This is a genomic window from Streptomyces sp. NPDC055025, assembly GCF_053608565.1.
Map to the genome: position 1 here is coordinate 31,806 of NZ_JBSGVS010000038.1, position 21,535 is coordinate 53,340.

The following is a 21,535-nucleotide window of genomic DNA, read 5'->3' on the forward strand; positions in this document are numbered from 1 at the left end:
CTCGTCCGGCCGCCACGGGGCTCCGCCGCCACCGCCGCGTCCGTACATTCGTCGATATGACACGGACGGACCTCCCCTGGCTGCTTCCCTCGGCGATGACCGACCCGCGAGGGCCCGAGCTGCCCGGAGAGCTGCCCGGAGACCGGGGCGCGCCCAGGCCGCGCCGTACCGTGCGCGACTGGGCCGTGGACCTGTCGATGTTCCTCTTCGCGGCCGGTATCGGTCTGCTCGCCCTGGAGTCGAGCGAGCGGGCCGGCAACACCGAGACCGTCGTCCTCCTCGACCTGCTGACGGGTGTGATCGCCTGCTGCGCCCTGTGGGTACGGCGGCGCTGGCCGGTGGGACTGGCCGTCGCGCTGGCCGTGTGCGGCATGCCGGCCCCGGTCATGAGCGGGGCCTCGCTGCTCGCCCTGTTCAGCGTGGCCGTGCACCGGCCGCTGCGGCCCGTCCTGATGGTCGCCGGGCTGATGTTCGTGAGCGGAAGCGTGCAGGCGCTGATACGACCCGAGCCCGGCGCGTCCGTGGTGGTCTCCGTGATCGCGACCGCCGTCCTCATTCTGCTGGTGACCGGCTGGGGCATGCTCGTACGGTCCCGGCGCCAGCTCTTCGTCGCCCTGCGTGAGCGGGCGGTACGCGCGGAGGCCGAGGCGGGGCTCCGGGCCGAGCAGGCCCAGCGGCTCGCCCGGGAGGCCATCGCCCGGGAGATGCACGATGTGCTCGCCCACCGGCTGACCCTGCTCAGCGTCCACGCGGGCGCCCTCGAATTCCGGCCCGACGCACCGCCGCCCGAGGTCGCCAGGGCCGCCGGTGTGATCCGGGACAGCGCGCACGAAGCCCTTGAGGACCTCCGCATGATCATCGGAGTGCTGCGGGCGCCCGCCGACGAGGGCAACCGGCCGCAGCCCACCCTGGCCACCCTTGGCACCCTGGTCGCCGAGTCCCGCGAGGCCGGGATGAAGGTCACCCTCGACAGCCGGGTCGAGGACCCGTCGGCCGTGCCCGCGGCCGTCGGCCGCACCGCCTTCCGTATCGCCCAGGAGGGTCTGACCAACGCCAGGAAGCACGCGCCGGGCACCGAGGCCGTCGTCGAGGTGAGCGGCGGAGCGGGCAGGGGACTCACCGTCGAGATACGCAACTCCGCGCCCCGGGGCGCGGTCCCGAGGGTGCCCGGATCCGGACAGGGGCTGATCGGGCTGACCGAGCGCGCCGCGCTGGCGGGCGGCCGGTTCGAGCACGGAGCCACCGGCGACGGCGGATTCAGCCTCCGGGCATGGCTACCGTGGACCGCATGACCATACGGCTGATCATCGTCGACGACGACCCGCTGGTCCGCGCCGGACTGACCTTCATGCTCGGCGGCGCCGCCGACATCGAGATCGTGGGGGAGGCCTCCGACGGCACCGAGGTCCCGGCCCTGGTCGAACGGACCGCGCCCGATGTGGTGCTGATGGACATCAGGATGCCCGTCCTGGACGGTCTGGCCGCCACCGAGGCGCTGCGCCGCCGCCCGCACGCGCCGGAGGTCCTCGTCCTGACCACCTTCCACGCCGATGAGCAGGTCGTACGGGCGCTGCGCGCGGGAGCCGCCGGCTTCGTCCTCAAGGACACCCCGCCCGCCGACATCGTCACCGCCGTACGGCGGGTGGCGGCCGGGGATCCGGTGCTCTCACCGGCTGTTACACGCCAGTTGATGATCCAGGTGGCGGGGACGGGGGCGGTTCCCGGTGGCCGCAGGGCCCAGGCGGCGGACCGGCTCGCCGCCCTCGCGGAGCGGGAGAGGGAGGTCGCGCTCGCCGTCGGCCGGGGCCGGTCCAACGCGGAGATCGCCGCCGAGCTCTATATGAGCGTCCCCACCGTCAAGGCCCATGTCTCCCGCGTCCTGGCCAAACTCGGCCTCAACAACCGTGTCCAGATAGCCCTGTTGGTGCATGACGCGGATCCGGCCATCGGTGATCCGGGCCCGGGGAGCGGCCACGTAGGCTGATCCGATGGCGGTCATCGAACTGGCGGACTACGGCCCGGACTTCAACGTCAACCCCTATCCGTACTACGCGAAGCTGCGCGAGGCGGGGCCCGTGCACGAGGTGGTGGGCCCGGACGGCAACCGCTTCTGGCTGGTCGTCGGGTACGAGGAGGGCCGCTCGGCCCTCGCCGACTCCCGGCTGTCCAAGGCGCCCGCGACCATGGGGTACGAACCGGGCGACGAGGCGATCATGGGCCCGCACGTACTGACCCTCGACCCGCCGGACCACACCCGGCTGCGGAAGCTGGTCGCCCCCGAGTTCACCCCGCGCCGGGTGGAGGCACTGCGCCCGCGCGTCCAGCGGATCACCGACGAACTGCTCGACGCGATGGTCCCGGCCGGCCACGCCGACCTCGTGGACGCGCTGGCCTTCCCGCTGCCCATCACCGTCATCTCCGAACTGCTCGGGGTGCCGCACGCGGACCGTGACACCTTCCGCGCCTGGACCAACGAGATCGTCGCGCCGACCACCCCCACCGGCCCGCGCGACAACACCGTCGCCCTGTGCGCGTATCTCGACGAACTCATCGAGGACAAGCGCTGCTCCGCCCCGGCCGACGATCTGCTCTCCACGCTGCTGCGCACCCGCGCGGAGGACGGCGACCGGCTGTCCGCCGCCGAACTGCGCGCCTGGGCCTATGTGCTGCTCATCGCCGGACATGAGACGACCGTCAATCTGATCTCCAACGCGGTCCGCTCGCTGCTCGCCCATCCCGGCCAACTGGCCGCGCTGCGCGCCGACTTCTCCCTCCTCGACGGGGCGATCGAGGAGACGCTGCGCTACGAGGGACCGGTGGAGACCAGCACCATACGGTTCACCAGGGAGCCCGTCTCGTACGGCGGCACGGAGATCCCGGCCCGGCAGACGGTTCTGGTCGCGCTCGCCTCGGCGGACCGCGACCCCACCCGCTTCCCCGATCCGGACAGCTTCGACATCCGCCGCTCGGCGACGCCCGGACGCGGCCCCGCGCATCTCGCCTTCGGGCACGGCATCCACTTCTGCATCGGCGCCCCGCTCGCCCGGCTGGAGGGCCGGATCGCCGTGCGCGCGCTGCTGGAGCGCTGTCCCGGGCTGGCGTTCGACCCGGAGGCGGGCCCGTACGAGTGGCTGCCCGGCATGCTCATCCGCGGGGTGCGCGAGCTGCCGGTGCGCTGGTAGACGCGTCGTAGGCCCTGTCCGGCCGGCCGGCGCCATGGCCGCCCGGCCGGCTGGGCCGTCCGCTCGTCCGGCCGGAGGGGATTCCCCCGGCCGGCGGGTCGGTCCGCGCGATCGCTTCAGTCCGCCGCTTCAGTCCGCGGGGATCTCCGCCAGTGCGACCGGCCGGTGCTCGCGCCGGGACAGCTCGCACGCCTCCGCGATCCGCAGCGCGTGCAGTGCCTCCCTGCCGTCGCACGGATTGTCCAGCTCGCCGTTGACCACCTGGAGGAAGGCGTTCAGCTCCGCCTCGTACGCCGGGGCGAACCGCTCCAGAAAGCCCGGCCACGGGTTGTCGCAGGGCGGCGGGCCCTTCGGCTCGGTCGAGGTGATCGGCGTACGGTCGTCGAGACCGACCGCGAACTGGTCGCGCTCACCGGCCAGTTCCATCCGTACGTCATAGCCCGCGCCATTGCGCCGGGTGGCCGTGGCGGTCGCGAGCGTCCCGTCGTCGAGGGTGAGCACCGCCGCCGCGGTGTCGACGTCCCCCGCGTCCCGGAACATCCCGGGCCCGCCGTCCGAGCCGGTCGCGTAGACCTCCACCACCTCGCGTCCGGTGACCCAGCGCAGGATGTCGAAGTCATGGACCAGGCAGTCGCGGTACAGCCCGCCGGAGAGCGGCAGATACGCGGCGGGCGGCGGCGCGGGGTCGGAGGTGATCGCCCGTACGGTGTGCAGCCGGCCGAGCCGGCCCGACCGTACGAGTTCGCGCGCGGCGCCGTACCCCGCGTCGAAGCGGCGCATGAATCCGATCTGGAGCACCGTGCCCGCCGACTCCACCTCGCGCAGCGCGCCGAGCGTCCCGGCCAGATCGAGGGCGATCGGCTTCTCGCAGAAGGCGGGCAGCCCGGCGCGGGCCGCGCGGCTGATCAGATCGGCGTGGGACGAGGTGGCGGAGGCGATCACCACGGCGTCCACGCCCCAGGTGAACACTTCGTCGACGGAGGGGGCGGCGGTCGACCCCGTACGGTCGGCGACCTCCGCCACCCGTGCGGAGTCCGTGTCCGCGACAACCAGGGAGCCGACCTCGCGGTGGCGGCTGAGCACGTCCGCGTGAAAGGTGCCGATACGGCCCGTGCCGATGAGTCCGATGCGCATGGCCCCAAAGGTGGCCGTACACCCTCACCATGTCAAGCATTTGTCCTGACAATCTGACCTCACGGCTTCCCGTCAACAATCAGTGCGACTACGCTCGGCCCGTGCCTCATCAGCCGAGACCAGCCCAAGCCGGACAGGAGACGCCCGGACCGGAGGCGGAGCACGCCCCGCCGCTCCAGCTCGGCGTCGACCGCACCAGTCCCGTGCCGCTCTACTACCAGCTCTCGCAGCAGTTGGAGGCGGCGATCGAGCGCGGCAGACTGGCCCCCGGCAGCCTGCTGGGCAACGAGATCGAACTCGCCGGCCGGCTCGGGCTCTCCCGACCCACCGTGCGGCAGGCCATCCAGTCCCTGGTCGACAAGGGACTGCTGGTGCGCCGCCGGGGCGTCGGTACCCAGGTCGTGCACAGCCAGGTCAAGCGCCCGCTGGAGCTGAGCAGCCTCTACGACGATCTGGAGGCGGCGGGCCAGCGCCCGGCCACGCGCGTACTGCGCAACACGGTCGAGCCGGCCACCGCCGAGGTCGCCGCCGCGCTGGGCGTGGCCGAGGGCACGGACGTACAGCTCATCGAGCGGCTGCGGTACGCGCACGACGAGCCGATGGCCCGGCTGCGCAACCATCTGCCGTCCCATCTCATCGACTGCGACACGGAGCGGCTGGAGGCCACCGGGCTCTACCGGATGATGCGCTCCGCCGGGATCACCCTGCACAGCGCCCGGCAGACGGTCGGGGCGCGGGCGGCCACCGAGGAGGAGGGCGGACTGCTGGCGGAGCCCGCGGGCGCGCCGCTGCTCACGATGGAACGGACCACGTTCGACGACACCGGGCGGGCCGTGGAGTTCGGCTCGCACATCTACCGGGCGTCGCGGTACGCCTTCGAGTTCCAGCTCCTCGTACGGTCTTAGCGCCCCTGCGAGACGTCCGGTGGGACACCCGATGACCATCCGGCGAACGGACATGACCGATACTTGGGCGGCCGGGCCGGAGATCTGTACGCACCCCGGCCGTACCGAGGACTTCAGCAGAAGGGCACGGCGTCGTGGCAACGGTTCGGACAGGGGTACGCGCGCTGAGCGCGGTGGTGGCGGCAGTGCTCGGGGTCTCGGCCCTCGCCGGATGCAGCAGCACGGGCGGCAAGCGCGCGGAGGAGCGCGCCCAGCGGGCCGCCGCCCAGGGGCGGGCCGCGGTGGACACCCCGAAGTGGACCGTCGCCATGGTCACCCACTCCGGCGACGGCGACACCTTCTGGGACATCGTCCAGCGCGGCGCCGAGCAGGCGGCCGTCAAGGACAACATCGACTTCCTCTACGCGCACAGCGACGAGGGCCAGCAGCAGGCCCAGCTCGTCCAGTCCTACATCGACAAGAAGGTCGACGGGCTCGTCGTCACACTCGCCAAGCCCGACGCGATGAAGGACGTCGTCGCCAAGGCGGTCAAGGCCGGTATCCCGGTGATCACGGTGAACTCCGGAGCCGAGCAGTCCAAGGCGTTCGGCGCGCTCAGCCACATAGGCCAGGACGAGTCCATAGCGGGCGAGGCCGTCGGTGAGGAACTGGACAGGCGCGGCAGGAAGAAGGCGCTCTGCGTCATCCACGAACAGGGCAACGTCGGCCACGAGCAGCGGTGCGCGGGAGCCGGGAAGACCTTCGGCGGCCGGCTCCAGAACCTCTATGTCGAGGGCACGAACATGCCGGACGTCCAGGCGTCCATCGAGGCGAAGCTCCAGGCCGACCCCGGCATCGACGCCGTGGTCACCCTGGGCGCGCCCTTCGCGGACGCAGCCGTCAAGGCGAAGGAGACCGCGAACAGCGACGCGGAGATCGACACCTTCGATCTGAACGCCAAGGTCGCCGCCGCGCTGACGGCCGGGACGCTCGGGTTCGCCGTCGACCAGCAGCCGTATCTCCAGGGGTACGAGGCCGTGGACCTGCTCTGGCTCTACCGCTACAACGCCGATGTGCTCGGCGGCGGACGCGCGGTCCTCACCGGACCGCAGATCATCACCGAGAAGGACGCCGGGGCGCTGGCGAAGTACACGGAGCGGGGCACCCGATGACCGCGACCGCGCCACCGGTGAGCGGCCGGCCGGAGGGGCCGCACGGGAGCGGGAGCGGCGACGAGCGTCTGCTCCGCGTCTCCCCGCTGCGTACGCTGCTGGGCCGGCCCGAACTGGGCGCGGTCGTCGGCGCGATCGCCGTCTTCCTCTTCTTCTCGGTCTTCGCGGACTCGTTCCTGAGGGCGTCGAGCCTCGGCACCGTCCTGTACGCGGCCTCCACGATCGGGATCATGGCCGTCCCGGTGGCGCTGCTGATGATCGGCGGCGAGTTCGACCTCTCCGCCGGTGTGATGGTCACCAGCTCCGCGCTGGTCTCCTCGATGTTCAGCTATCAGATGACGGCGAACGTCTGGGTCGGCGTCGGGGTGTCCCTGCTGGTCACCCTGGCCCTCGGGGCCTTCAACGGGGTGATGCTGACCCGTACGAAACTGCCGAGCTTCATCATCACGCTGGGCACCTTCCTGATGCTCACCGGACTCAATCTCGGACTGACGAAGCTGATCGGCGAAACGGTCTCCACCAAGACCATCGCGAACATGGAGGGCTTCCCCTCCGCCAGGAAGCTCTTCGCCTCCCAGCTCACCCTCGGCGATGTCGAGCTGAAGGTGACCATCCTGTGGTGGGCGGCGCTGGTGGCGCTGGCGACCTGGATCCTGCTGCGGACCCGCTTCGGCAACTGGATCTTCGCGGTCGGCGGCAACGCCGAGGCCGCCCGCGCGGTCGGCGTGCCGGTCGCCAGGACCAAGATCGGGCTGTACATGGGCGTGGCCTTCTGCGCCTGGGTCTCCGGGCAGCATCTGCTGTTCTCGTTCGATGTCGTCCAGTCCGGCGAGGGCGTCGGCAACGAGCTGATCTACATCATCGCGGCCGTCATCGGCGGCTGTCTGATCACCGGCGGCTACGGTTCGGCGATCGGTGCCGCGGTCGGCGCGTTCATCTTCGGCATGACCAGCAAGGGCATCGTCTACGCGGAGTGGAACCCGGACTGGTTCAAGTTCTTCCTCGGAGCGATGCTCCTTCTCGCCACCCTGCTCAACGCGTGGGTGCGCAGGCGTGCGGAGGCGACACGATGACGGCGGACGGCGTGACGGGGGCGGACGGCGCGGCGGCGGATGGCGCACCGGCGGGCGGCGCACTGACGGGCGGTGCGCTGGTCGAACTGGTCGACGTCAGTAAGTACTACGGCCATATCCGGGCCCTGGAAGGCGTCTCGCTGGAGGTGCGCGCGGGCGGGATCAGCTGCGTACTGGGCGACAACGGCGCGGGCAAGTCCACCCTGATCAAGATCATCGCCGGGCTGCACCGGCATGACGCGGGGGACTTCCTGATCGATGGCGAGAAGACCGTGCTCGCCTCGCCGCGCGAGGCGCTGGACCGGGGTATCGCCACGGTCTACCAGGACCTCGCCGTCGTGCCGCTGATGCCGGTCTGGCGCAACTTCTTCCTGGGGTCCGAGCCGACCAGGGGAAGCGGTCCCCTCAAGCGGCTCGACGTCGGCCTGATGCGGGAGACGACCCGTGCCGCGCTGCTGCGGATGGGCATCGATCTGCGCGATGTCGACCAGCCGATCGGCACGCTGTCCGGCGGCGAGCGCCAGTGTGTGGCCATCGCACGCGCCGTCCACTTCGGGGCGAAGGTCCTGGTCCTGGACGAGCCGACCGCGGCCCTCGGCGTGAAGCAGTCGGGTGTGGTGCTCAAATATGTGGCCGCCGCACGTGACGCGGGACTCGGTGTGGTGCTCATCACGCACAACCCGCACCACGCCTTCCTGGTCGGCGACCGGTTCGTCATGCTCAAGCGCGGGATCATGTCGGGGAGCCACACCAAGGGCTCGGTCACCCTCGACGAGCTGACGCGTGAGATGGCGGGCGGCTCGGAGCTGGAGGAGCTGAGCCATGAACTGGAGCGCGCCATGGACGGCACCCCTTGACGCCAACACATCAGCCGGCACATCGGCCGGCACATCACCCGTCCGCCGACCCGTCCGCGGGTCGGTCCGCGGGGCGGTGCGCGCCGGGCCGCCCAGGCCCGTAGCGACGCCGTACGGCCTTCGTACGGACCTCGTACGAGCGCGCGGCGCCGTGCCGCACCTGACGACGGCGCCGTGCCGCGCCTGACGGGCCGCGCCGCCGCCTCACCCGTCCCGGGTGGCACAATCTGCCGGGGCGGACACCGTCCGCCGCCGCTGCCCACCCGGGCCGGCCGGCCCCCGATCCCAGGGACGACACGACCCGTGCGAGCACCCGAACCGCGGCCCGGCCGACACCGGCTCACCCGGCACGCCAGGCCTGAGCCGACGCGTACGAGGGAGTCCGGCCGATGAGCACCTACCGCGACTTCGCCTCCCACCGCGGCTCCGCCCGCGCCACGGTCCTGCGGACCGCGGGCACCCGTGAGCGCCGCTCGCTGCTCACCGCGCCCCGGGTCCCGACCGTCGGTATCGACATCGGCGGTACGAAGGTGATGGCCGGGGTCGTCGACCCCGACGGCAACATCCTGGAGAAGCTCCGCACCGAGACACCGGACAAGTCCAAGAGCCCCCGGGTCGTCGAGGACACCATCGTGGAGCTGGTCCTCGATCTCTCCGACCGCCACGATGTGCACGCCGTCGGCATCGGCGCGGCCGGCTGGGTCGACGCGGACCGCTCCAAGGTGCTCTTCGCGCCGCATCTCGCCTGGCGCGACGAACCCCTCAGGGACGCGCTCTCCGCGCGGCTCGCCGTCCCCGTGATGGTCGACAACGACGCCAACACCGCCGCCTGGGCGGAGTGGCGGTTCGGCGCCGGACGCGGCGAGGACCATCTCGTCATGATCACGCTCGGCACCGGCATCGGCGGCGCCATCCTGGAGGACGGCCGGGTCAAGCGCGGCAAGTACGGGGTCGCCGGCGAGTTCGGCCATATGCAGGTGGTGCCCGGCGGCCACCGCTGCCCCTGCGGCAACCGTGGCTGCTGGGAGCAGTACAGCTCGGGCAACGCGCTCGTACGGGAGGCCAGGGAGCTGGCCGTCGCCGACTCGCCGGTCGCGTACAGCATCATCGACCGCGTCAAGGGCAACGCGCAGGACATCACGGGCCCGCTGATCACCGAGCTCGCCCGTGAGGGCGACGCCATGTGCGTCGAACTGTTCCAGGACATCGGCCAGTGGCTCGGGGTCGGTATCGCCAATCTCGCCGCCGCCCTCGACCCGTCCTGCTTCGTCATCGGCGGGGGCGTCAGCGCCGCGGACGATCTGCTCATCGGCCCGGCCCGCGATGCCTTCCGCCGTCATCTCACCGGCCGCGGCTACCGCCCCGAGGCCAGGATCGTCAAGGCGGAGCTCGGCCCCGAGGCGGGCATGGTCGGCGCCGCCGATCTCTCCCGGCTGGTGGCCAGACGTTTCCGCCGCGCCAAGCGCCGCCGCGTCGAGCGCCATGAACGGTACGAGCGCTACGCCCAGGCCATCCGCACCGGCCGCACGAGCACGAGCCAGGAACCGCCGTCATGACGCTGTCCCGATCGTTGCCGGCCACGGACGAGACCGGAAAACCGCCGGAGGACCGGCGCCACCGCAACCGCCGCCGCTGGCTGACGGCCGTCGTCATCGTGCTGCTCATCGGTATCCCGGCCGGCTATCTGGTGATCTCCGCCGGACAGAGCCGGGAGAGCGGCCGGGACAAGGAGGCCGAGTCCTCCGCCACCGGACTCCAGCATCTGCGCCCCTCCAAGATGAAGCGCCGGATCTTCGAGGTGCCGATCCCCACCGGAGCCACCCAGGTGCGGTACTTCGAGACGAGCAACTGGAAGACCAGCCGGTTCTACGTGCAGTTCGACGTCACCTCCACCCAACTCGACGCGTTCCTCACGGACATGGGGACCAGCAGGTCCGCGCTCAAGGACGGCGCCATCACGATCGGCCCGCGCGATCTGGACACCGTCGGCTGGAACTTCGACATCCCCGGCCATGACTGGGCGGGCACCAGCCACCGGCAGAAGGCACCGAGACCCAGCCAGGACGTGGTCGTCGACCTGAGCGAACCGGGCTTCCCACGCGTGTTCGTCGTCTCCACCACCACCCCGTGACCGGCGCTGTCCCGACCCTCTCCAGTGAGAAAATGTGAGATGTGGGAGCGTGAGCGGGTGAGCGAGACGACGACTAAAACCCTGCAATACCGCATGGACGGGCCGGAAGACGCGCCCGTGCTGATCCTGGGCCCCTCTCTCGGTACCACCTGGCACATGTGGGACCGGCAGGTGCCCGAGCTGGCGCGGCAGTGGCGGGTGATCCGCTTCGACCTGCCGGGCCATGGCGGAGCGCCCGCGCACCCCGCGAGCAGCGTTCCCGAGCTGGCGGAACGGCTGCTGGCCACGCTCGACGGGCTCGGGGTGCAGCGCTTCGGGTACGTGGGCTGCTCCATCGCCGGGGCCGTGGGCGCGGAGCTGGCGCTGCGCCGCCCCGACCGGATCGCCTCGCTCGCCGTGGTGGCCGCCTCGCCCCGGTTCGGCACGGCCGACGAGTTCCGCCAGCGCGGGGTGATCGTACGGGCCAACGGTCTGGACCCGATGGCCCGCACCGCGCCCGAGCGCTGGTTCACCGCGCACTTCGCCGCCGCGCAGCCCGCCATCGTGGAATGGGCCGTCCAGATGGTCCGCACCACCGATCCCGGCTGTTACATAGCCGCCTGCGAGGCGCTCGCCGCCTTCGACATCCGCGCGGAGCTGGGCCGTATCACCGTACCGACGCTGGTCCTGGTCGGAGCCGAGGACAAGGTCACGGGACCGGCCGAGGCCCGCACCCTGGTGGCCGGGATACCGGACGCCCGGCTCGCGCTGGTGCCGGGCGCCTCGCATCTCGCGCCGGTCGAGCAGCCCGCCGCCGTCACGGATCTGCTCGTGCACCACTTCTCCACGGCCTGGTACAACCCGTCCGACACCTCCACCGGTCTGACCGTGCTGCCCGACCGTCCGCTCCAGCCCGTCATCTCCGCGCCGGCGGGACCGGTCGCCGAGATCGCCCCCGCCGCCGAGCAGCCGGAGGCCGTGTCCGAAGGGCGCCCCGACCCGTACGAGGCGGGGATGCGGGTGCGCAGACAGGTCCTCGGGGACGCCCATGTGGACCGCGCCATGGCCACCGCCGACGACTTCGCGGGCGACTTCCAGGAGCTGGTCACCCGCTATGCCTGGGGCGAGGTGTGGACCAGGCAGGGACTGGACCGCCGCACCCGCAGCGCGGTGACGCTGACCGCGCTGGTCGCGGGCGGGCACACCGAGGAGCTGGCCTTCCACACCCGGGCCGCGCTGCGCAACGGTCTGACCCCCGCCGAGATCAAGGAGGTGCTGCTCCACTCGGCCGTGTACTGCGGTGTTCCGGCGGCGAACACGGCGTTCCGGGTGGCGCGGACCGTGATCCAGGAGGAGACGACGCCCGAGGCGTAGCAGGATGGAGGAAGGGATCCGCGACGGGGATCCGGCGACGGGGGACCCCGGCGTCGGGGATCCGGCTCCGACCGTGCGGGGGGAGCGACCGTGCGGGATCCGGCGGCACGAGAACGGACTACGCGAGAGAAGAGGCGGTCACCGGTGAGGCTCACCAAGAAGACACACGCCTGCGTCCGGCTGGAGAAGGACGGACGGACCCTGGTCATCGATCCCGGTGGCTACAGCGAGGAGGACGCCGCCGTCGGCGCGGACGTCGTCCTCGTCACGCACGAGCACGCCGACCACTTCCACGAGGGCCGGCTGCGGGCGGGTCTGGAGGCCAATCCGGCGGCCGAGCTGTGGACGCTGCGCAGCGTCGCCGAGCAGGTCTCCGCGGCCTTTCCCGGCCGGGTCCACACCGTCGGCCACGGTGACGCCTTCTCCGCGGCCGGGTTCGAGGTGCGGGTGCACGGCGAGCTGCACGCCGTGATCCATCCGGAGATCCCGCGGATCACCAATGTCGGCTTCCTGGTGGACGGCTCGGTCTTCCACCCCGGCGACGCGCTGACCGTCCCCGACGAGCCGGTCGAGACGCTGATGCTGCCCGTGATGGCGCCCTGGAACAAGGTCTCCGAGGTGATCGACTACGTACGGGAGGTCAAGCCGGGGCGCACGCTCGATGTCCACGACGCCCTGCTGACCGAGCTGGCACGGCCCCTCTACGACACCCTTCTCGGCAATCTGGGCGGCGCCGACCGTACGAGGCTCACCCCGGGCGACTCCTTCGAGGTCTGACGCCGGGGCCGGCTACGGCGTCCGACCCCGGGGCGACCCCGCCGACGGCCGACCCCGCCGGACGCCGACCCCGCCGGACGCCGACCTCGCCGGACGCCGACTGTCGGACCCCGCCGATAGGCTGTCCGCATGCGCATCGCGACCTGGAACGTCAATTCGATCACCGCTCGGCTGCCCCGGCTGCTGGCCTGGCTGGAGAGCAGCGGCACGGATGTGCTGTGCGTGCAGGAGACCAAGTGCACGGCCGAGCAGTTCCCCGCCGAGCAGCTCCGCGAGCTGGGTTACGAGTCGGCGGTCAACGCGAACGGGAGATGGAACGGAGTCGCGCTGATCTCCCGGGTCGGTCTGGCGGACATCGTCAAGGGACTGCCCGACGGCCCCGAGTACGAGGGCGTGGAGGAGCCGCGCGCGATCTCCGCGACCTGCGGCCCGGTCCGTCTGTGGTCGGTGTACGTACCCAACGGCCGCGAGGTCGGGCATGAGCACTACGCGTACAAGCTGCGCTGGTTCGAGGCGCTGCGGAAGGCCGTGGCGGACGACACGGCGGGCCCGCGCCCGTTCGCCGTCCTCGGTGACTTCAATGTCGCGCCGACCGACGAGGACGTCTGGGACATCGCGCTCTTCGAGGGCGCCACGCATGTCACCCCGGCCGAGCGCGCCGCGCTCGCCGCGCTGCGCGAGGAGGGCCTCGCGGATGTGGTGCCCCGTCCGCTCAAGTACGACCGTCCGTTCACCTATTGGGACTACCGTGAGCTGGGCTTCCCGAAGAACAGAGGGATGCGCATCGACCTGGTGTACGGCAACACGCCGTTCGCGGCGGCGGTCAAGGACAGCTATGTCGACCGCGAGGAGCGCAAGGGCAAGGGCGCCTCGGACCACGCTCCTGTCGTCGTGGAGCTGGACATCGTGTAGCTGGGCATCCTGGACCGGCGTTCCGCGTGGCCCCATGGTGGTCCGCGCGGGGGAATGGCACTCTGAGCGGTATGAACATTCCTTTTCTGGACAACTGGCGCAAGCGGCATGGTGGTGATCGCGGCACATCGCTCGCCGCCGCCGTCGGCGGTGAGCCGGAGGGCGTGGCCGAGCTGCTCTCCGAGTGCGAGCTGCTCCGTGTCCGGGCGGGCCGGGAGGGTCTTCAACTGGACGACTCCCCGGCCTCGTTGGAGGCGCTCGACCAGCTTCCGCCGCGCTGGCGCGACGATCCGGAGGAGCTGCCCTGGCTGGGCAATGACGCGGGTCTCTATCTCGGCACGGTGATCGTCCGTACCGTCCCCGGCGCGGTCTGGCACATCTCGCCGGGCGGGCACGCCGTGGTGCGTCTGGCGTCGGGGCGGGAGATCCCGGTGGTCGAGGCGGGGCTCGACTGGGCGGCCACCGGGGCGCCCGAGCTGTCCCAGATGTACGGGGAGGCGGCCGAGGCCTGACCGTGCGCCTTGATCCTCCGGTGCACTTTCGATCCCCGGGCCGATTCCCCGGCCGATTCGCAGACTGATCCCCCGGCGATTCCCCGGCGCCTCTGCCGGCGGGCGCCTCTTGCGTTAAATATCGCTTATGTCCCATCTGTGCGTGTCGGGTGCGAAGTCCCTTGTCCGGCTGGATAGTTTGCGCTGACCTCGACACAGCCGGGAGTGGGGTGGCGCAGCGTATGGCCGTCGGTACGAGAAGGACCCTCACCGCCCTCGTGCTCGCCCCGCTCGTCCTCCTCGCCGCCGGTTCCGGCGCCGGGTGCGGCAGACCGGGCAGTCCGCCCGTCAAGGGCCCGGAGCCCGGCACCCTGCCCCGCTACCGGGTCGACCACACCTTCCGGCTCACCGGCTCCGCCACCTGGACGGCGGCGCGCGAGCGCGGCCATCTCGTCGTCGGCGCCAAGGAGGACCAGCCGTACATGGGCGAGAAGGACCCCGCCGACGGTGTCTACTCCGGCTTCGACATCGAGATCGCCAAGATGATGGCGGCGTCCCTCGGCTTCGGCCCGGCGGCGGTCCGCTTCCGTACGATCGCCTCCGCGAACCGCGAAACCGCCCTCCAGAACGGGCAGATCGACTACTACGTCGGCACCTACACCATCAACGACAAGCGCAAGAGGCTCGTCGGCTTCGCCGGTCCGTACTACATGGCCGGCCAGTCCCTTCTCGTACGGACCGACGAGCACGGCATCGACGGGCCGCGCGATCTCGACGGCAGACGCGTGTGCTCGGCCGCGGGCTCCACCCCGTACCAGCGGATCAAGGACGACCATCCGCGTGCCGAACTCGTCGCGTACGACACCTACTCGGTCTGCGTGGACAATCTGCTGACCTTCCAGGTCGACGCCGTCACCAGCGACGACACCATTCTGATGGGCTACGCGGCCAAGGTGCCCGACGCGCTGAAGGTGGTCGGCAGGCCCTTCTCCAGGGAGCCCTACGGCATCGGCGTCCCGCGCGACGACAACGCCCTGCGGTTCGCGCTCGACGACGCCGTCGTGGCGCACGAGAAGAACGGCGACTGGCGGAAGGCGTACGACGCGACCCTCGGCCTCTCCGGCCGCGAGCCCGCCCCCGCCCCGCCCGTCGACCGCTACCCGGCGAACTGAGGGCAGCCGGCATGGACGTACTCACCGAGAACTTCTCCCTCTACGGCGAGGGCTTCCTCGGCACGGTCGAGCTGACGCTCTACGCCTCACTGCTCGCCCTGGCCCTCGGGTTCGTGATGGCCTCCTGCCGGGTGGCGCCCGTACGGTCCCTGCGGGCCCTGGGCGCCGTCTGGGTCACCGTGCTCCGCAACACCCCGCTGACCCTGCTCTTCTTCGCGGTCCTGCTGGGTCTGCCGCGGTTCGGGCTCGTGCTGCCGTTCCAGCTCTTTGCCGTCCTCGCCCTCGGCTGCTACACCTCCGCGTTCATCTGCGAGGTGCTGCGCTCGGGCATCAACACCGTGCCCAAGGGGCAGGGCGAGGCGGCCCGCGGCCTCGGGATGACCTTCGGACAGACGCTCGGCGCCGTGATCCTGCCCCAGGCGTTCCGCTCCGTCATCCCGCCCATCGGCTCCACACTGATCGCCCTCGCCAAGAACTCGGCGATCGCGGGCGCGTTCAGCGTCACCGAACTCCTCGGTACCTACAGAACCCTCAACGAGACAGGTTTCAGCATCATCTGGACCTTTGTATGGATCGGTGCCGGCTATCTGATCATCACGCTCTCCATCAGCGCCCTCTTCCATGTGCTGGAGAAGCGCTGGGGGGTCGCCCGGTGAGGCCCGTGAGGCCCGTGAGGCCCGTGCGGTCAGTAAGGCCCGTGAGACCGGTGAACACGCCGGGACCGTCGGCCGCACCGGGTCCGGAGCGTGCGGAAAGCGGTACCCGGTCCAGGGCGTCGACGGCCGAGTCGACGGCCCTCTACGACATCCCCGGCCCGAGGACCCGCAGACGCCACCGGCTGTACGGTGTCGTCTCGACGGCCGCCGTCGTCGCGCTGCTCGGCTGGGTGCTCCATCTGCTCTTCGCCACCGGCCAGTTCAGCGCCACGAGATGGCGGCCCTTCGAGTACCGGGGCATCCAGGAGCTGTTGCTGCGCGGTCTCGGCAACACCCTCATGGCGTTCGGCTGCGCCGCGGTGCTCTCGCTCGTGCTCGGCGGTGTGCTCGCCTGCGGCCGGCTCTCCGCGCACCGGCCGGTACGGTGGCTCGCCACCGCGCTGGTCGAGTTCTTCCGCGCCATGCCCGTACTGGTGATGATCTTCTTCATCTTCGTGGCGCTCCAGGTGCGGGCCCTGCCCGCGCTGGTGGCCGGTCTGACGCTCTACAACGGCTCCGTGCTCGCCGAGGTGCTCCGTACCGGGGTCGACTCGGTGGAGCGCGGTCAGCGGGAGGCGGCGTACGCGCTCGGCATGCGCAAGACACAGGTCATGACGTACGTGCTGGTGCCACAGGCGGTCCGCGCCATGCTGCCCACGATCATCAGCCAGTTGGTGGTCGCTCTCAAGGACACATCACTCGGCTATCTCATCACCTATGAGGAGTTCCTCCATGCCGGAAAGCTCATCGCGTCGAATCTCGACTACGATTTGCCGTTCATCCCCGTGGTGATGGTGATTTCACCGATCTACATCGGGATGTGCATGGTGCTCTCGTGGTTCGCCCACCGGCTCGCCGGCCGCCAGCGGCGCGGACCGGGGGCGCGGGCCATGGGCGCGGTCCCGGCCGCACCGGGGACGCTGCCGCCGGACGGGCGGTAGCTCAGGGGCAGTGGCCCGCCCGGCAGCAGCCGGAGATCACTTCTCGGACGGGAAGAAGGTCAGCTGCGTGCCGGTCGGGTGGCGCCCCGCGACGCTCGGCCGGAGATGCCCGGCCGAAGACCGGAGATGCCCGGCCGAAGGTGCCGCGCCGGAGACGCCCGGCCCGGGATGCCCGGCCGGCCGTGCCGGATCGACGGTGCTCGCCGTGGTACTCGCTCCGAGGTGTCCTGCCCTGCGGCGTTCAGTCCTTGGCGCGGTGCGAGGTGTGGACGACGGGTACGGGCTCCCGGGCCGCCCGGGTCACATCGGCGACCAGCTCCACCACATCCGGGCCGTAAGCGTGTGAGTTGACCACCTTCAGCAGCAGACAGAACGCGTTGCCGCCGTACTTGCGGGCCAGCTTCTCGTGATGGCGGGCCAGATACCGCGAGGCGGCCTGGTTGGTGATGGCGCGCTGGCCGCAGAAGAGGAAGACCGGCCGCTCCCCCTCCCCGGCGGTCAGCCGCGCCAGCAGGACATACTCCGCGACACCCGGCTCCGCGCGATAGCGCTCCGAGCCGATCTGGAACGCGCCGCGGTCGGCCTTGGGCTCCGGCTCGGTGTTCACCTTGACGCCCGGCAGCAGCGAAGCGAGGTGCGCGGCCATCCGGCGGTTCGACGCGGGGCCGCCCACGCAGAACTCCGTACGCTCACCGAACCCCTGGCGCGCGGTGTCGTGCTGGACGATCTCGGCGTGCGCGCCGCAGTCCTTGATCAGGGCGGACAGCTCCAGCAGCGCGAAGACGTCATGGCGGTGGACCGCGCCGTCACCGCCCGCCTCGCGATTGACGACGAGCAGGCACTCCGAATTTCCGGGCAGTCCGAAGAAGGCCTGCTTGCGGCGGAGCCTGCGGCGCCAGAGATAGGTACGGGCGAGCCAGCCCAGGGAGGCGCTGACGCCCGCGGCGACCACACCGAGCACGATGTTGCGTATGTCGTCAGTCATGGGCGCGCATCGTATAGGCCTTGCGCCAACATTGTTCGGGACAGTCCTGACGGGGCGGGGGCGCTGAAGTTACGCTGCCCGCACTGTCCTTGACTGGAGGTACGGATGCGTCGCTCCGCCGCGCGGAACGTTTCGGTTGTGGCCGCTGCCGTCGCCCTGCTCTCGGCCTGTGCCCAGGCACTGCCGTCATCAGTGGCGACCACACCCCGTCCACCGGAGAAAACGCCGGTGGCGGCGGGATACGGGGGAGCGGTCGCGAGTGTGGACACGGACGCCTCGGCCGTCGGGATCGAGGTGCTCGGCCAGGGCGGCAACGCGGTGGACGCGGCCGTGGCCACCGCCGCGGCCCTCGGGGTCACCGAGCCGTACTCCGCGGGTATCGGCGGTGGCGGCTACTTCGTCTACTACGATGCCAAGTCCCGTACGGTGCAGACCATCGACGGACGGGAGACCGCGCCGAGGTCCGCCGACAGCTCGCTGTTCCTGGAGGACGGCAAGCCGATCCCGTTCGCCGACGTGGTCACCAGCGGCCGGAGCGTCGGCACGCCGGGGACCCCGGCCACCTGGGACACCGCGCTCGACGCGTGGGGGAGCAAGTCGCTCAAGCACCTGCTCAAGCCCGCGGAGCGGCTGGCGAGGAACGGGTTCACCGTCGACGCCACCTTCCGCTCCCAGACCGAGGCCAACCGGGCGCGGTTCGCGGACTTCCCCGCCTCGGCCGAGCTGTTCCTGCCGGGCGGCCAGCTCCCGGTGGTCGGATCGGTCTTCAAGAACCCCGATCTCGCCCGTACGTACGCGGAGTTGGAACGCAAGGGCACGGACGCGCTCTACCGGGGCGACCTCGCCGACGACATCGTCCGTACGGTGCGCAAGCCCCCTGTCGACCCGGCCGCGACCCGGGTCGTACGGTCGGGCGATCTGACCGCGCGGGACCTGGCCGCGTACCGGACGAAGCGCCAGGCACCGACGAAGGTCTCCTACCGCGGTCTCGACGTGTACGGCATCGCGCCGTCGTCCTCGGGCGGTACGAGCGTCGGCGAGGCGCTCAACATCCTGGAGCGGACGGATCTCTCACGGGCGACCCAGGCGGGGTATCTGCACCGCTTCATCGAGGCGAGCCGGATCGCGTTCGCGGACCGGGGCCGCTGGCTCGGTGACCCCGCCTTCGAGGACGTACCGACGAAGGGACTGCTGTCCCAGCGCTTCGCGGACTCGCGGGCCTGCCTGATCAAGGACGACGCGGTCCTCAAGAGCCCGCTCGCGCCCGGCGATCCGAGCGATCCCACACCGTGCGCGACCGGCGGGACCGCCGCGCCGACGACATTCGAGGGCGAGAACACCACGCATCTCACGGTGGCGGACAAGTGGGGCAATGTCGTCGCGTACACCCTGACGATCGAGTCGACGGGCGGCAGCGCGATCACCGTGCCGGACCGTGGCTTCCTGCTCAACAACGAGCTGACCGACTTCTCCTTCGCCCCGGCGAACCCGGCGGTCCACGACCCGAACCTGCCCGGTCCCGGCAAGCGGCCCCGGTCGTCGATCTCCCCGACCATCGTGCTGGACGGGCACTCCCGTCCGGTGCTCGCACTCGGCTCGCCGGGCGGTGCGACCATCATCACCACCGTGCTCCAGACCCTGACGGGCCATCTCGACCGTGGTCTGCCGCTGGTCGAGGCGATCGCCGCGCCCCGCGCCAGCCAGCGCAACGGGGCGGCGACGGAGCTGGAGTCGGGGCTGTGGAACAGCCCGGTGCGCGCGCAACTGGAGGCGATCGGGCACGTGTTCACGCAGAACCCGGAGATCGGCGCGGCGACCGGCGTTCAGCGGCTGCCCGACGGGCGCTGGCTGGCGGCGGCGGAGAAGGTCCGCAGGGGCGGCGGCTCCGCGATGGTGGTGCGTCCGGCGGGACAGCCGGGTAAGTAGCGGCCGGACCGGCCCGGTTCACTCCCGGTCGCCGTACGGGTGGAAGAACGTACGGCGGCCGGGGCGGCCGGACGGGGGTGCGTGGCAGAGGCGCCGGGCGGGACCGCCGGAGGTGGGGGCTCTCAGAGCGCCGTGAGGATCCGCGGGCCGTCGTCGGTGATCGCGACCGTGTGCTCCGCGTGGGAGGCCCTGCTGGAGTCCAGGGTGCGGACCGTCCAGCCGTCACGGGCCGTGAAGTGACGGTCCGTACCACTGCCGATGAGCATCGGCTCGATCGCCAGCACCATTCCGTGGCGCAGCGGCAGACCACGCCCCGCGCGCCCCTCGTTGGGCACCCCCGGATCCTCGTGCATCGTGCGGCCCACGCCATGGCCGCCGAAGCCGTCCGGGATGCCGTAGCCGGCCGAGCGGCAGACACGGCCGATCGCATGGGCGATGTCGCCGACGCGGTTGCCCACGACGGCCGCCGCGATCCCCGCCTCCAGCGCCTCGTTCGCCTTGTCGATCAGCCGGAGGTCGTCGGGGCGCGCGCGGCCGACCGTGAAGCTGACCGCCGCGTCGCCCACCCAGCCGTCGAGCACCGCGCCGCAGTCGATACTCACGAGATCGCCGTCGTGCAGCCGGTAGGAGCCGGGGATGCCGTGCACGATCGCGTCGTTGACGGACGCGCAGATGACGGCGGGGAAGGGCGTGGGCGCCCAGGCGGGGTGGTAGTCGAGGAAGGGCGAGCCGGCCCCGGCCTCGCGCAGCACGGCGCGCGCGGTCCCGTCGAGGGCGCTCAGGGTGACTCCCACGGCCGCGGCCTCACGTACCGCCGTCAGCGCCTGTGCGACGACCCGGCCCGCGGCGCGCATCGCGTCCAGGGACGCAGCGGTTTTGATCTCCACCATTCCAATAACTATACCGTTCGCCGTGAGGGCGGGGCACGCGGGTGCGGCGGTATTAGAATGACGAGATGGTACGGAGTCCTCTCACCCCACAGGAGCGCGAGCGCGGCGAGCGGCTCGGCCGTCTGCTCCGCGAGGCGCGCGGCGCGCGCAGCATGGTGGAGGTCGCGGCGGTCGCCGGGCTCTCCGCCGAGACCCTGCGCAAGATCGAGACCGGCCGCGCCCCCACCCCGGCGTTCTTCACCGTGGCCGCGCTGGCGGCCGCGCTGGGCCTCTCGATGGACGAGATCGCCGCGAGCTGCGTCCTCGTACCGGTCTGACCCAGGCCCGCTGCTGACCCCGGCCGCGAGCGGGGCCCGGCCGCGAGCGGGGCCCGGAGCGGCCTTCGCGCGTCGGTCCGGCGGCGGGCGCGCGAACAGCGGTGGAGGAGTGGTTGAAGGGACTACCGGGACAATCCCGTGACGCGTAGTCTCCCGTCCGTGACGATCCTGGACGAGCTAGCCCCCTGCCGCTATGTCAGCCTCACCACCTACCGCAAGGACGGAACGGGTGTCGCCACGCCCGTCTGGCACGCGGTGGAGGGCGGCGAGATGTTCATCTGGACCAGGACGGATTCCTGGAAGGTGAAGCGGATCCGTAACAACGGCCGTGTCGTCGTCGCGGAGTGCGACCTCCGCGGGCGGATCGCCGAGGGCGCGCCGACCGCCGAGGGCACCGCGCGGCTGCTCGACGCGACGGCCACCGACCGGATCAGGAAGATGCTCTCGCGCAAGTACACCTGGCGGTTCTGGGTGGTCGACTGGCCCGCCAGGCTCGTACGGGGCAGCAAGCGTCCCCAGATCGGCATAGTCGTCACCGTCTGAGCGCCGCCGTGAAGCGCTCCGGGGCCGCCGCGAAGCGCTCCGGTGAAGCGCCCCGGACATAAGGGTCCGCACCGCGCCGGAAAACAGCCCGTAGCCGTCC

At 71.4% G+C, this 21,535-nt stretch carries 22 protein-coding genes; 19 read left to right on the forward strand and 3 right to left on the reverse strand.

The features are described from left to right. Nucleotides 1–56 precede the first annotated feature (56 nt). Genes ACWGDX_RS23060 through ACWGDX_RS23070 form a run of 3 tightly spaced genes read left to right on the forward strand, consistent with a single transcriptional unit; the run spans nucleotide 57 to nucleotide 3,182 of the window. Entirely contained in the window at nucleotides 57–1,292 is a 1,236-nt protein-coding gene (locus tag ACWGDX_RS23060; protein WP_453628328.1) for a sensor histidine kinase, read from the forward strand. Beyond that, nucleotides 1,289–1,984 carry a response regulator gene (locus ACWGDX_RS23065; RefSeq protein WP_453628330.1) on the forward strand — a complete coding sequence of 232 codons (696 nt, stop codon included), beginning with the start codon at nucleotides 1,289–1,291 and terminating at the stop codon, nucleotides 1,982–1,984. Before ACWGDX_RS23060 ends, ACWGDX_RS23065 begins: the two co-directional genes overlap by 4 nt. Before the next feature lie 4 nt (nucleotides 1,985–1,988). Then, a complete protein-coding gene (locus tag ACWGDX_RS23070) occupies nucleotides 1,989–3,182 on the forward strand; it encodes a cytochrome P450 family protein (RefSeq protein WP_453628332.1) in 1,194 nt (397 codons plus the stop codon). Nucleotides 3,183–3,311: 129 nt separating this feature from the next. On the opposite strand, the gene ACWGDX_RS23075 is transcribed toward ACWGDX_RS23070, so the two are convergent. After that, on the reverse strand, nucleotides 3,312–4,316 hold the full coding sequence (locus ACWGDX_RS23075) for a Gfo/Idh/MocA family protein (protein WP_453628334.1): 1,005 nt from the start codon (nucleotides 4,314–4,316) through the stop codon (nucleotides 3,312–3,314). A gap of 101 nt (nucleotides 4,317–4,417) precedes the next feature. On the opposite strand from ACWGDX_RS23075, the gene ACWGDX_RS23080 reads away from it, so the two are divergent. The 13 genes from ACWGDX_RS23080 to ACWGDX_RS23140 all read left to right on the forward strand — a co-directional run bounded on the left by ACWGDX_RS23080 (nucleotide 4,418) and on the right by ACWGDX_RS23140 (nucleotide 16,774). Then, nucleotides 4,418–5,221: a GntR family transcriptional regulator gene (locus tag ACWGDX_RS23080; RefSeq protein ID WP_363082548.1), complete on the forward strand. Its 804-nt coding sequence runs from the start codon at nucleotides 4,418–4,420 to the stop codon at nucleotides 5,219–5,221. Nucleotides 5,222–5,355: 134 nt separating this feature from the next. Continuing rightward, nucleotides 5,356–6,372, forward strand: coding sequence for a sugar ABC transporter substrate-binding protein (locus ACWGDX_RS23085; protein ID WP_453628336.1), 1,017 nt, complete (start codon nucleotides 5,356–5,358; stop codon nucleotides 6,370–6,372). Then, complete coding sequence (locus ACWGDX_RS23090; RefSeq protein WP_453628338.1) at nucleotides 6,369–7,445, forward strand: ABC transporter permease; 1,077 nt, start codon at nucleotides 6,369–6,371, stop codon at nucleotides 7,443–7,445. Before ACWGDX_RS23085 ends, ACWGDX_RS23090 begins: the two co-directional genes overlap by 4 nt. Next, nucleotides 7,442–8,302: an ATP-binding cassette domain-containing protein gene (locus ACWGDX_RS23095; RefSeq protein WP_453628340.1), complete on the forward strand. Its 861-nt coding sequence runs from the start codon at nucleotides 7,442–7,444 to the stop codon at nucleotides 8,300–8,302. Before ACWGDX_RS23090 ends, ACWGDX_RS23095 begins: the two co-directional genes overlap by 4 nt. A gap of 389 nt (nucleotides 8,303–8,691) precedes the next feature. Then, the gene (locus ACWGDX_RS23100; protein ID WP_453628342.1) at nucleotides 8,692–9,858 is read left to right on the forward strand and encodes an ROK family glucokinase; all 1,167 of its coding nucleotides are present in this window, start codon (nucleotides 8,692–8,694) and stop codon (nucleotides 9,856–9,858) included. Next, complete coding sequence (locus tag ACWGDX_RS23105; protein WP_453628344.1) at nucleotides 9,855–10,433, forward strand: hypothetical protein; 579 nt, start codon at nucleotides 9,855–9,857, stop codon at nucleotides 10,431–10,433. Before ACWGDX_RS23100 ends, ACWGDX_RS23105 begins: the two co-directional genes overlap by 4 nt. Nucleotides 10,434–10,490: 57 nt before the next feature. Next, nucleotides 10,491–11,786 carry a bifunctional 3-oxoadipate enol-lactonase/4-carboxymuconolactone decarboxylase PcaDC gene (pcaDC, locus tag ACWGDX_RS23110; protein ID WP_453628346.1) on the forward strand — a complete coding sequence of 432 codons (1,296 nt, stop codon included), beginning with the start codon at nucleotides 10,491–10,493 and terminating at the stop codon, nucleotides 11,784–11,786. 144 nt (nucleotides 11,787–11,930) lie between these two features. Beyond that, a complete protein-coding gene (locus tag ACWGDX_RS23115; protein WP_453628348.1) occupies nucleotides 11,931–12,563 on the forward strand; it encodes an MBL fold metallo-hydrolase in 633 nt (210 codons plus the stop codon). A gap of 129 nt (nucleotides 12,564–12,692) precedes the next feature. Next, nucleotides 12,693–13,475, forward strand: a complete 783-nt coding sequence (locus tag ACWGDX_RS23120) for an exodeoxyribonuclease III (RefSeq protein WP_453628350.1) — start codon at nucleotides 12,693–12,695, stop codon at nucleotides 13,473–13,475. A 71-nt stretch (nucleotides 13,476–13,546) separates the two neighbouring features. After that, complete coding sequence (locus ACWGDX_RS23125; RefSeq protein ID WP_453628352.1) at nucleotides 13,547–13,987, forward strand: DUF6278 family protein; 441 nt, start codon at nucleotides 13,547–13,549, stop codon at nucleotides 13,985–13,987. A 221-nt stretch (nucleotides 13,988–14,208) separates the two neighbouring features. Then, nucleotides 14,209–15,138 (forward strand): glutamate ABC transporter substrate-binding protein, encoded by a 930-nt coding sequence (locus tag ACWGDX_RS23130; RefSeq protein ID WP_453628417.1) that lies wholly within the window; start codon nucleotides 14,209–14,211, stop codon nucleotides 15,136–15,138. 11 nt (nucleotides 15,139–15,149) lie between these two features. After that, a complete protein-coding gene (locus tag ACWGDX_RS23135) occupies nucleotides 15,150–15,794 on the forward strand; it encodes an amino acid ABC transporter permease (protein WP_453628354.1) in 645 nt (214 codons plus the stop codon). A 149-nt stretch (nucleotides 15,795–15,943) separates the two neighbouring features. Next, a complete protein-coding gene (locus ACWGDX_RS23140) occupies nucleotides 15,944–16,774 on the forward strand; it encodes an amino acid ABC transporter permease (protein WP_453628419.1) in 831 nt (276 codons plus the stop codon). A 241-nt stretch (nucleotides 16,775–17,015) separates the two neighbouring features. On the opposite strand, the gene ACWGDX_RS23145 is transcribed toward ACWGDX_RS23140, so the two are convergent. Continuing rightward, the gene (locus tag ACWGDX_RS23145) at nucleotides 17,016–17,759 is read right to left on the reverse strand and encodes a hypothetical protein (RefSeq protein WP_405984371.1); all 744 of its coding nucleotides are present in this window, start codon (nucleotides 17,757–17,759) and stop codon (nucleotides 17,016–17,018) included. Between the two features lie 105 nt (nucleotides 17,760–17,864). Here ACWGDX_RS23145 and ggt point away from each other — a divergent pair, with 105 nt between their 5' ends. Continuing rightward, nucleotides 17,865–19,685 (forward strand): gamma-glutamyltransferase, encoded by a 1,821-nt coding sequence (gene ggt, locus ACWGDX_RS23150; RefSeq protein WP_453628356.1) that lies wholly within the window; start codon nucleotides 17,865–17,867, stop codon nucleotides 19,683–19,685. A 122-nt stretch (nucleotides 19,686–19,807) separates the two neighbouring features. On the opposite strand, the gene map is transcribed toward ggt, so the two are convergent. Beyond that, nucleotides 19,808–20,575, reverse strand: a complete 768-nt coding sequence (map, locus tag ACWGDX_RS23155) for a type I methionyl aminopeptidase (RefSeq protein ID WP_453628358.1) — start codon at nucleotides 20,573–20,575, stop codon at nucleotides 19,808–19,810. Between the two features lie 65 nt (nucleotides 20,576–20,640). On the opposite strand from map, the gene ACWGDX_RS23160 reads away from it, so the two are divergent. Beyond that, nucleotides 20,641–20,892, forward strand: a complete 252-nt coding sequence (locus tag ACWGDX_RS23160; RefSeq protein ID WP_365901696.1) for a helix-turn-helix domain-containing protein — start codon at nucleotides 20,641–20,643, stop codon at nucleotides 20,890–20,892. Between the two features lie 165 nt (nucleotides 20,893–21,057). Then, nucleotides 21,058–21,435: a PPOX class F420-dependent oxidoreductase gene (locus ACWGDX_RS23165; RefSeq protein ID WP_453628421.1), complete on the forward strand. Its 378-nt coding sequence runs from the start codon at nucleotides 21,058–21,060 to the stop codon at nucleotides 21,433–21,435. Nucleotides 21,436–21,535: the final 100 nt, after the last annotated feature.

Coding starts and splice junctions, on each gene's coding strand:
- ACWGDX_RS23130 (WP_453628417.1), top strand. CDS start 14,209: ATGGCCGTCGGTACGAGAAGGACCCTCACCGCCCTCGTGCTCGCCCCG.
- ACWGDX_RS23135 (WP_453628354.1), top strand. CDS start 15,150: ATGGACGTACTCACCGAGAACTTCTCCCTCTACGGCGAGGGCTTCCTC.
- ACWGDX_RS23095 (WP_453628340.1), top strand. CDS start 7,442: ATGACGGCGGACGGCGTGACGGGGGCGGACGGCGCGGCGGCGGATGGC.
- ACWGDX_RS23070 (WP_453628332.1), top strand. CDS start 1,989: ATGGCGGTCATCGAACTGGCGGACTACGGCCCGGACTTCAACGTCAAC.
- ACWGDX_RS23075 (WP_453628334.1), bottom strand. CDS start 4,316: ATGCGCATCGGACTCATCGGCACGGGCCGTATCGGCACCTTTCACGCG.
- ACWGDX_RS23060 (WP_453628328.1), top strand. CDS start 57: ATGACACGGACGGACCTCCCCTGGCTGCTTCCCTCGGCGATGACCGAC.
- ggt (WP_453628356.1), top strand. CDS start 17,865: ATGCGTCGCTCCGCCGCGCGGAACGTTTCGGTTGTGGCCGCTGCCGTC.
- ACWGDX_RS23100 (WP_453628342.1), top strand. CDS start 8,692: ATGAGCACCTACCGCGACTTCGCCTCCCACCGCGGCTCCGCCCGCGCC.
- ACWGDX_RS23145 (WP_405984371.1), bottom strand. CDS start 17,759: ATGACTGACGACATACGCAACATCGTGCTCGGTGTGGTCGCCGCGGGC.
- ACWGDX_RS23160 (WP_365901696.1), top strand. CDS start 20,641: ATGGTACGGAGTCCTCTCACCCCACAGGAGCGCGAGCGCGGCGAGCGG.
- ACWGDX_RS23105 (WP_453628344.1), top strand. CDS start 9,855: ATGACGCTGTCCCGATCGTTGCCGGCCACGGACGAGACCGGAAAACCG.
- ACWGDX_RS23090 (WP_453628338.1), top strand. CDS start 6,369: ATGACCGCGACCGCGCCACCGGTGAGCGGCCGGCCGGAGGGGCCGCAC.
- ACWGDX_RS23125 (WP_453628352.1), top strand. CDS start 13,547: ATGAACATTCCTTTTCTGGACAACTGGCGCAAGCGGCATGGTGGTGAT.
- ACWGDX_RS23120 (WP_453628350.1), top strand. CDS start 12,693: ATGCGCATCGCGACCTGGAACGTCAATTCGATCACCGCTCGGCTGCCC.
- map (WP_453628358.1), bottom strand. CDS start 20,575: ATGGTGGAGATCAAAACCGCTGCGTCCCTGGACGCGATGCGCGCCGCG.
- ACWGDX_RS23065 (WP_453628330.1), top strand. CDS start 1,289: ATGACCATACGGCTGATCATCGTCGACGACGACCCGCTGGTCCGCGCC.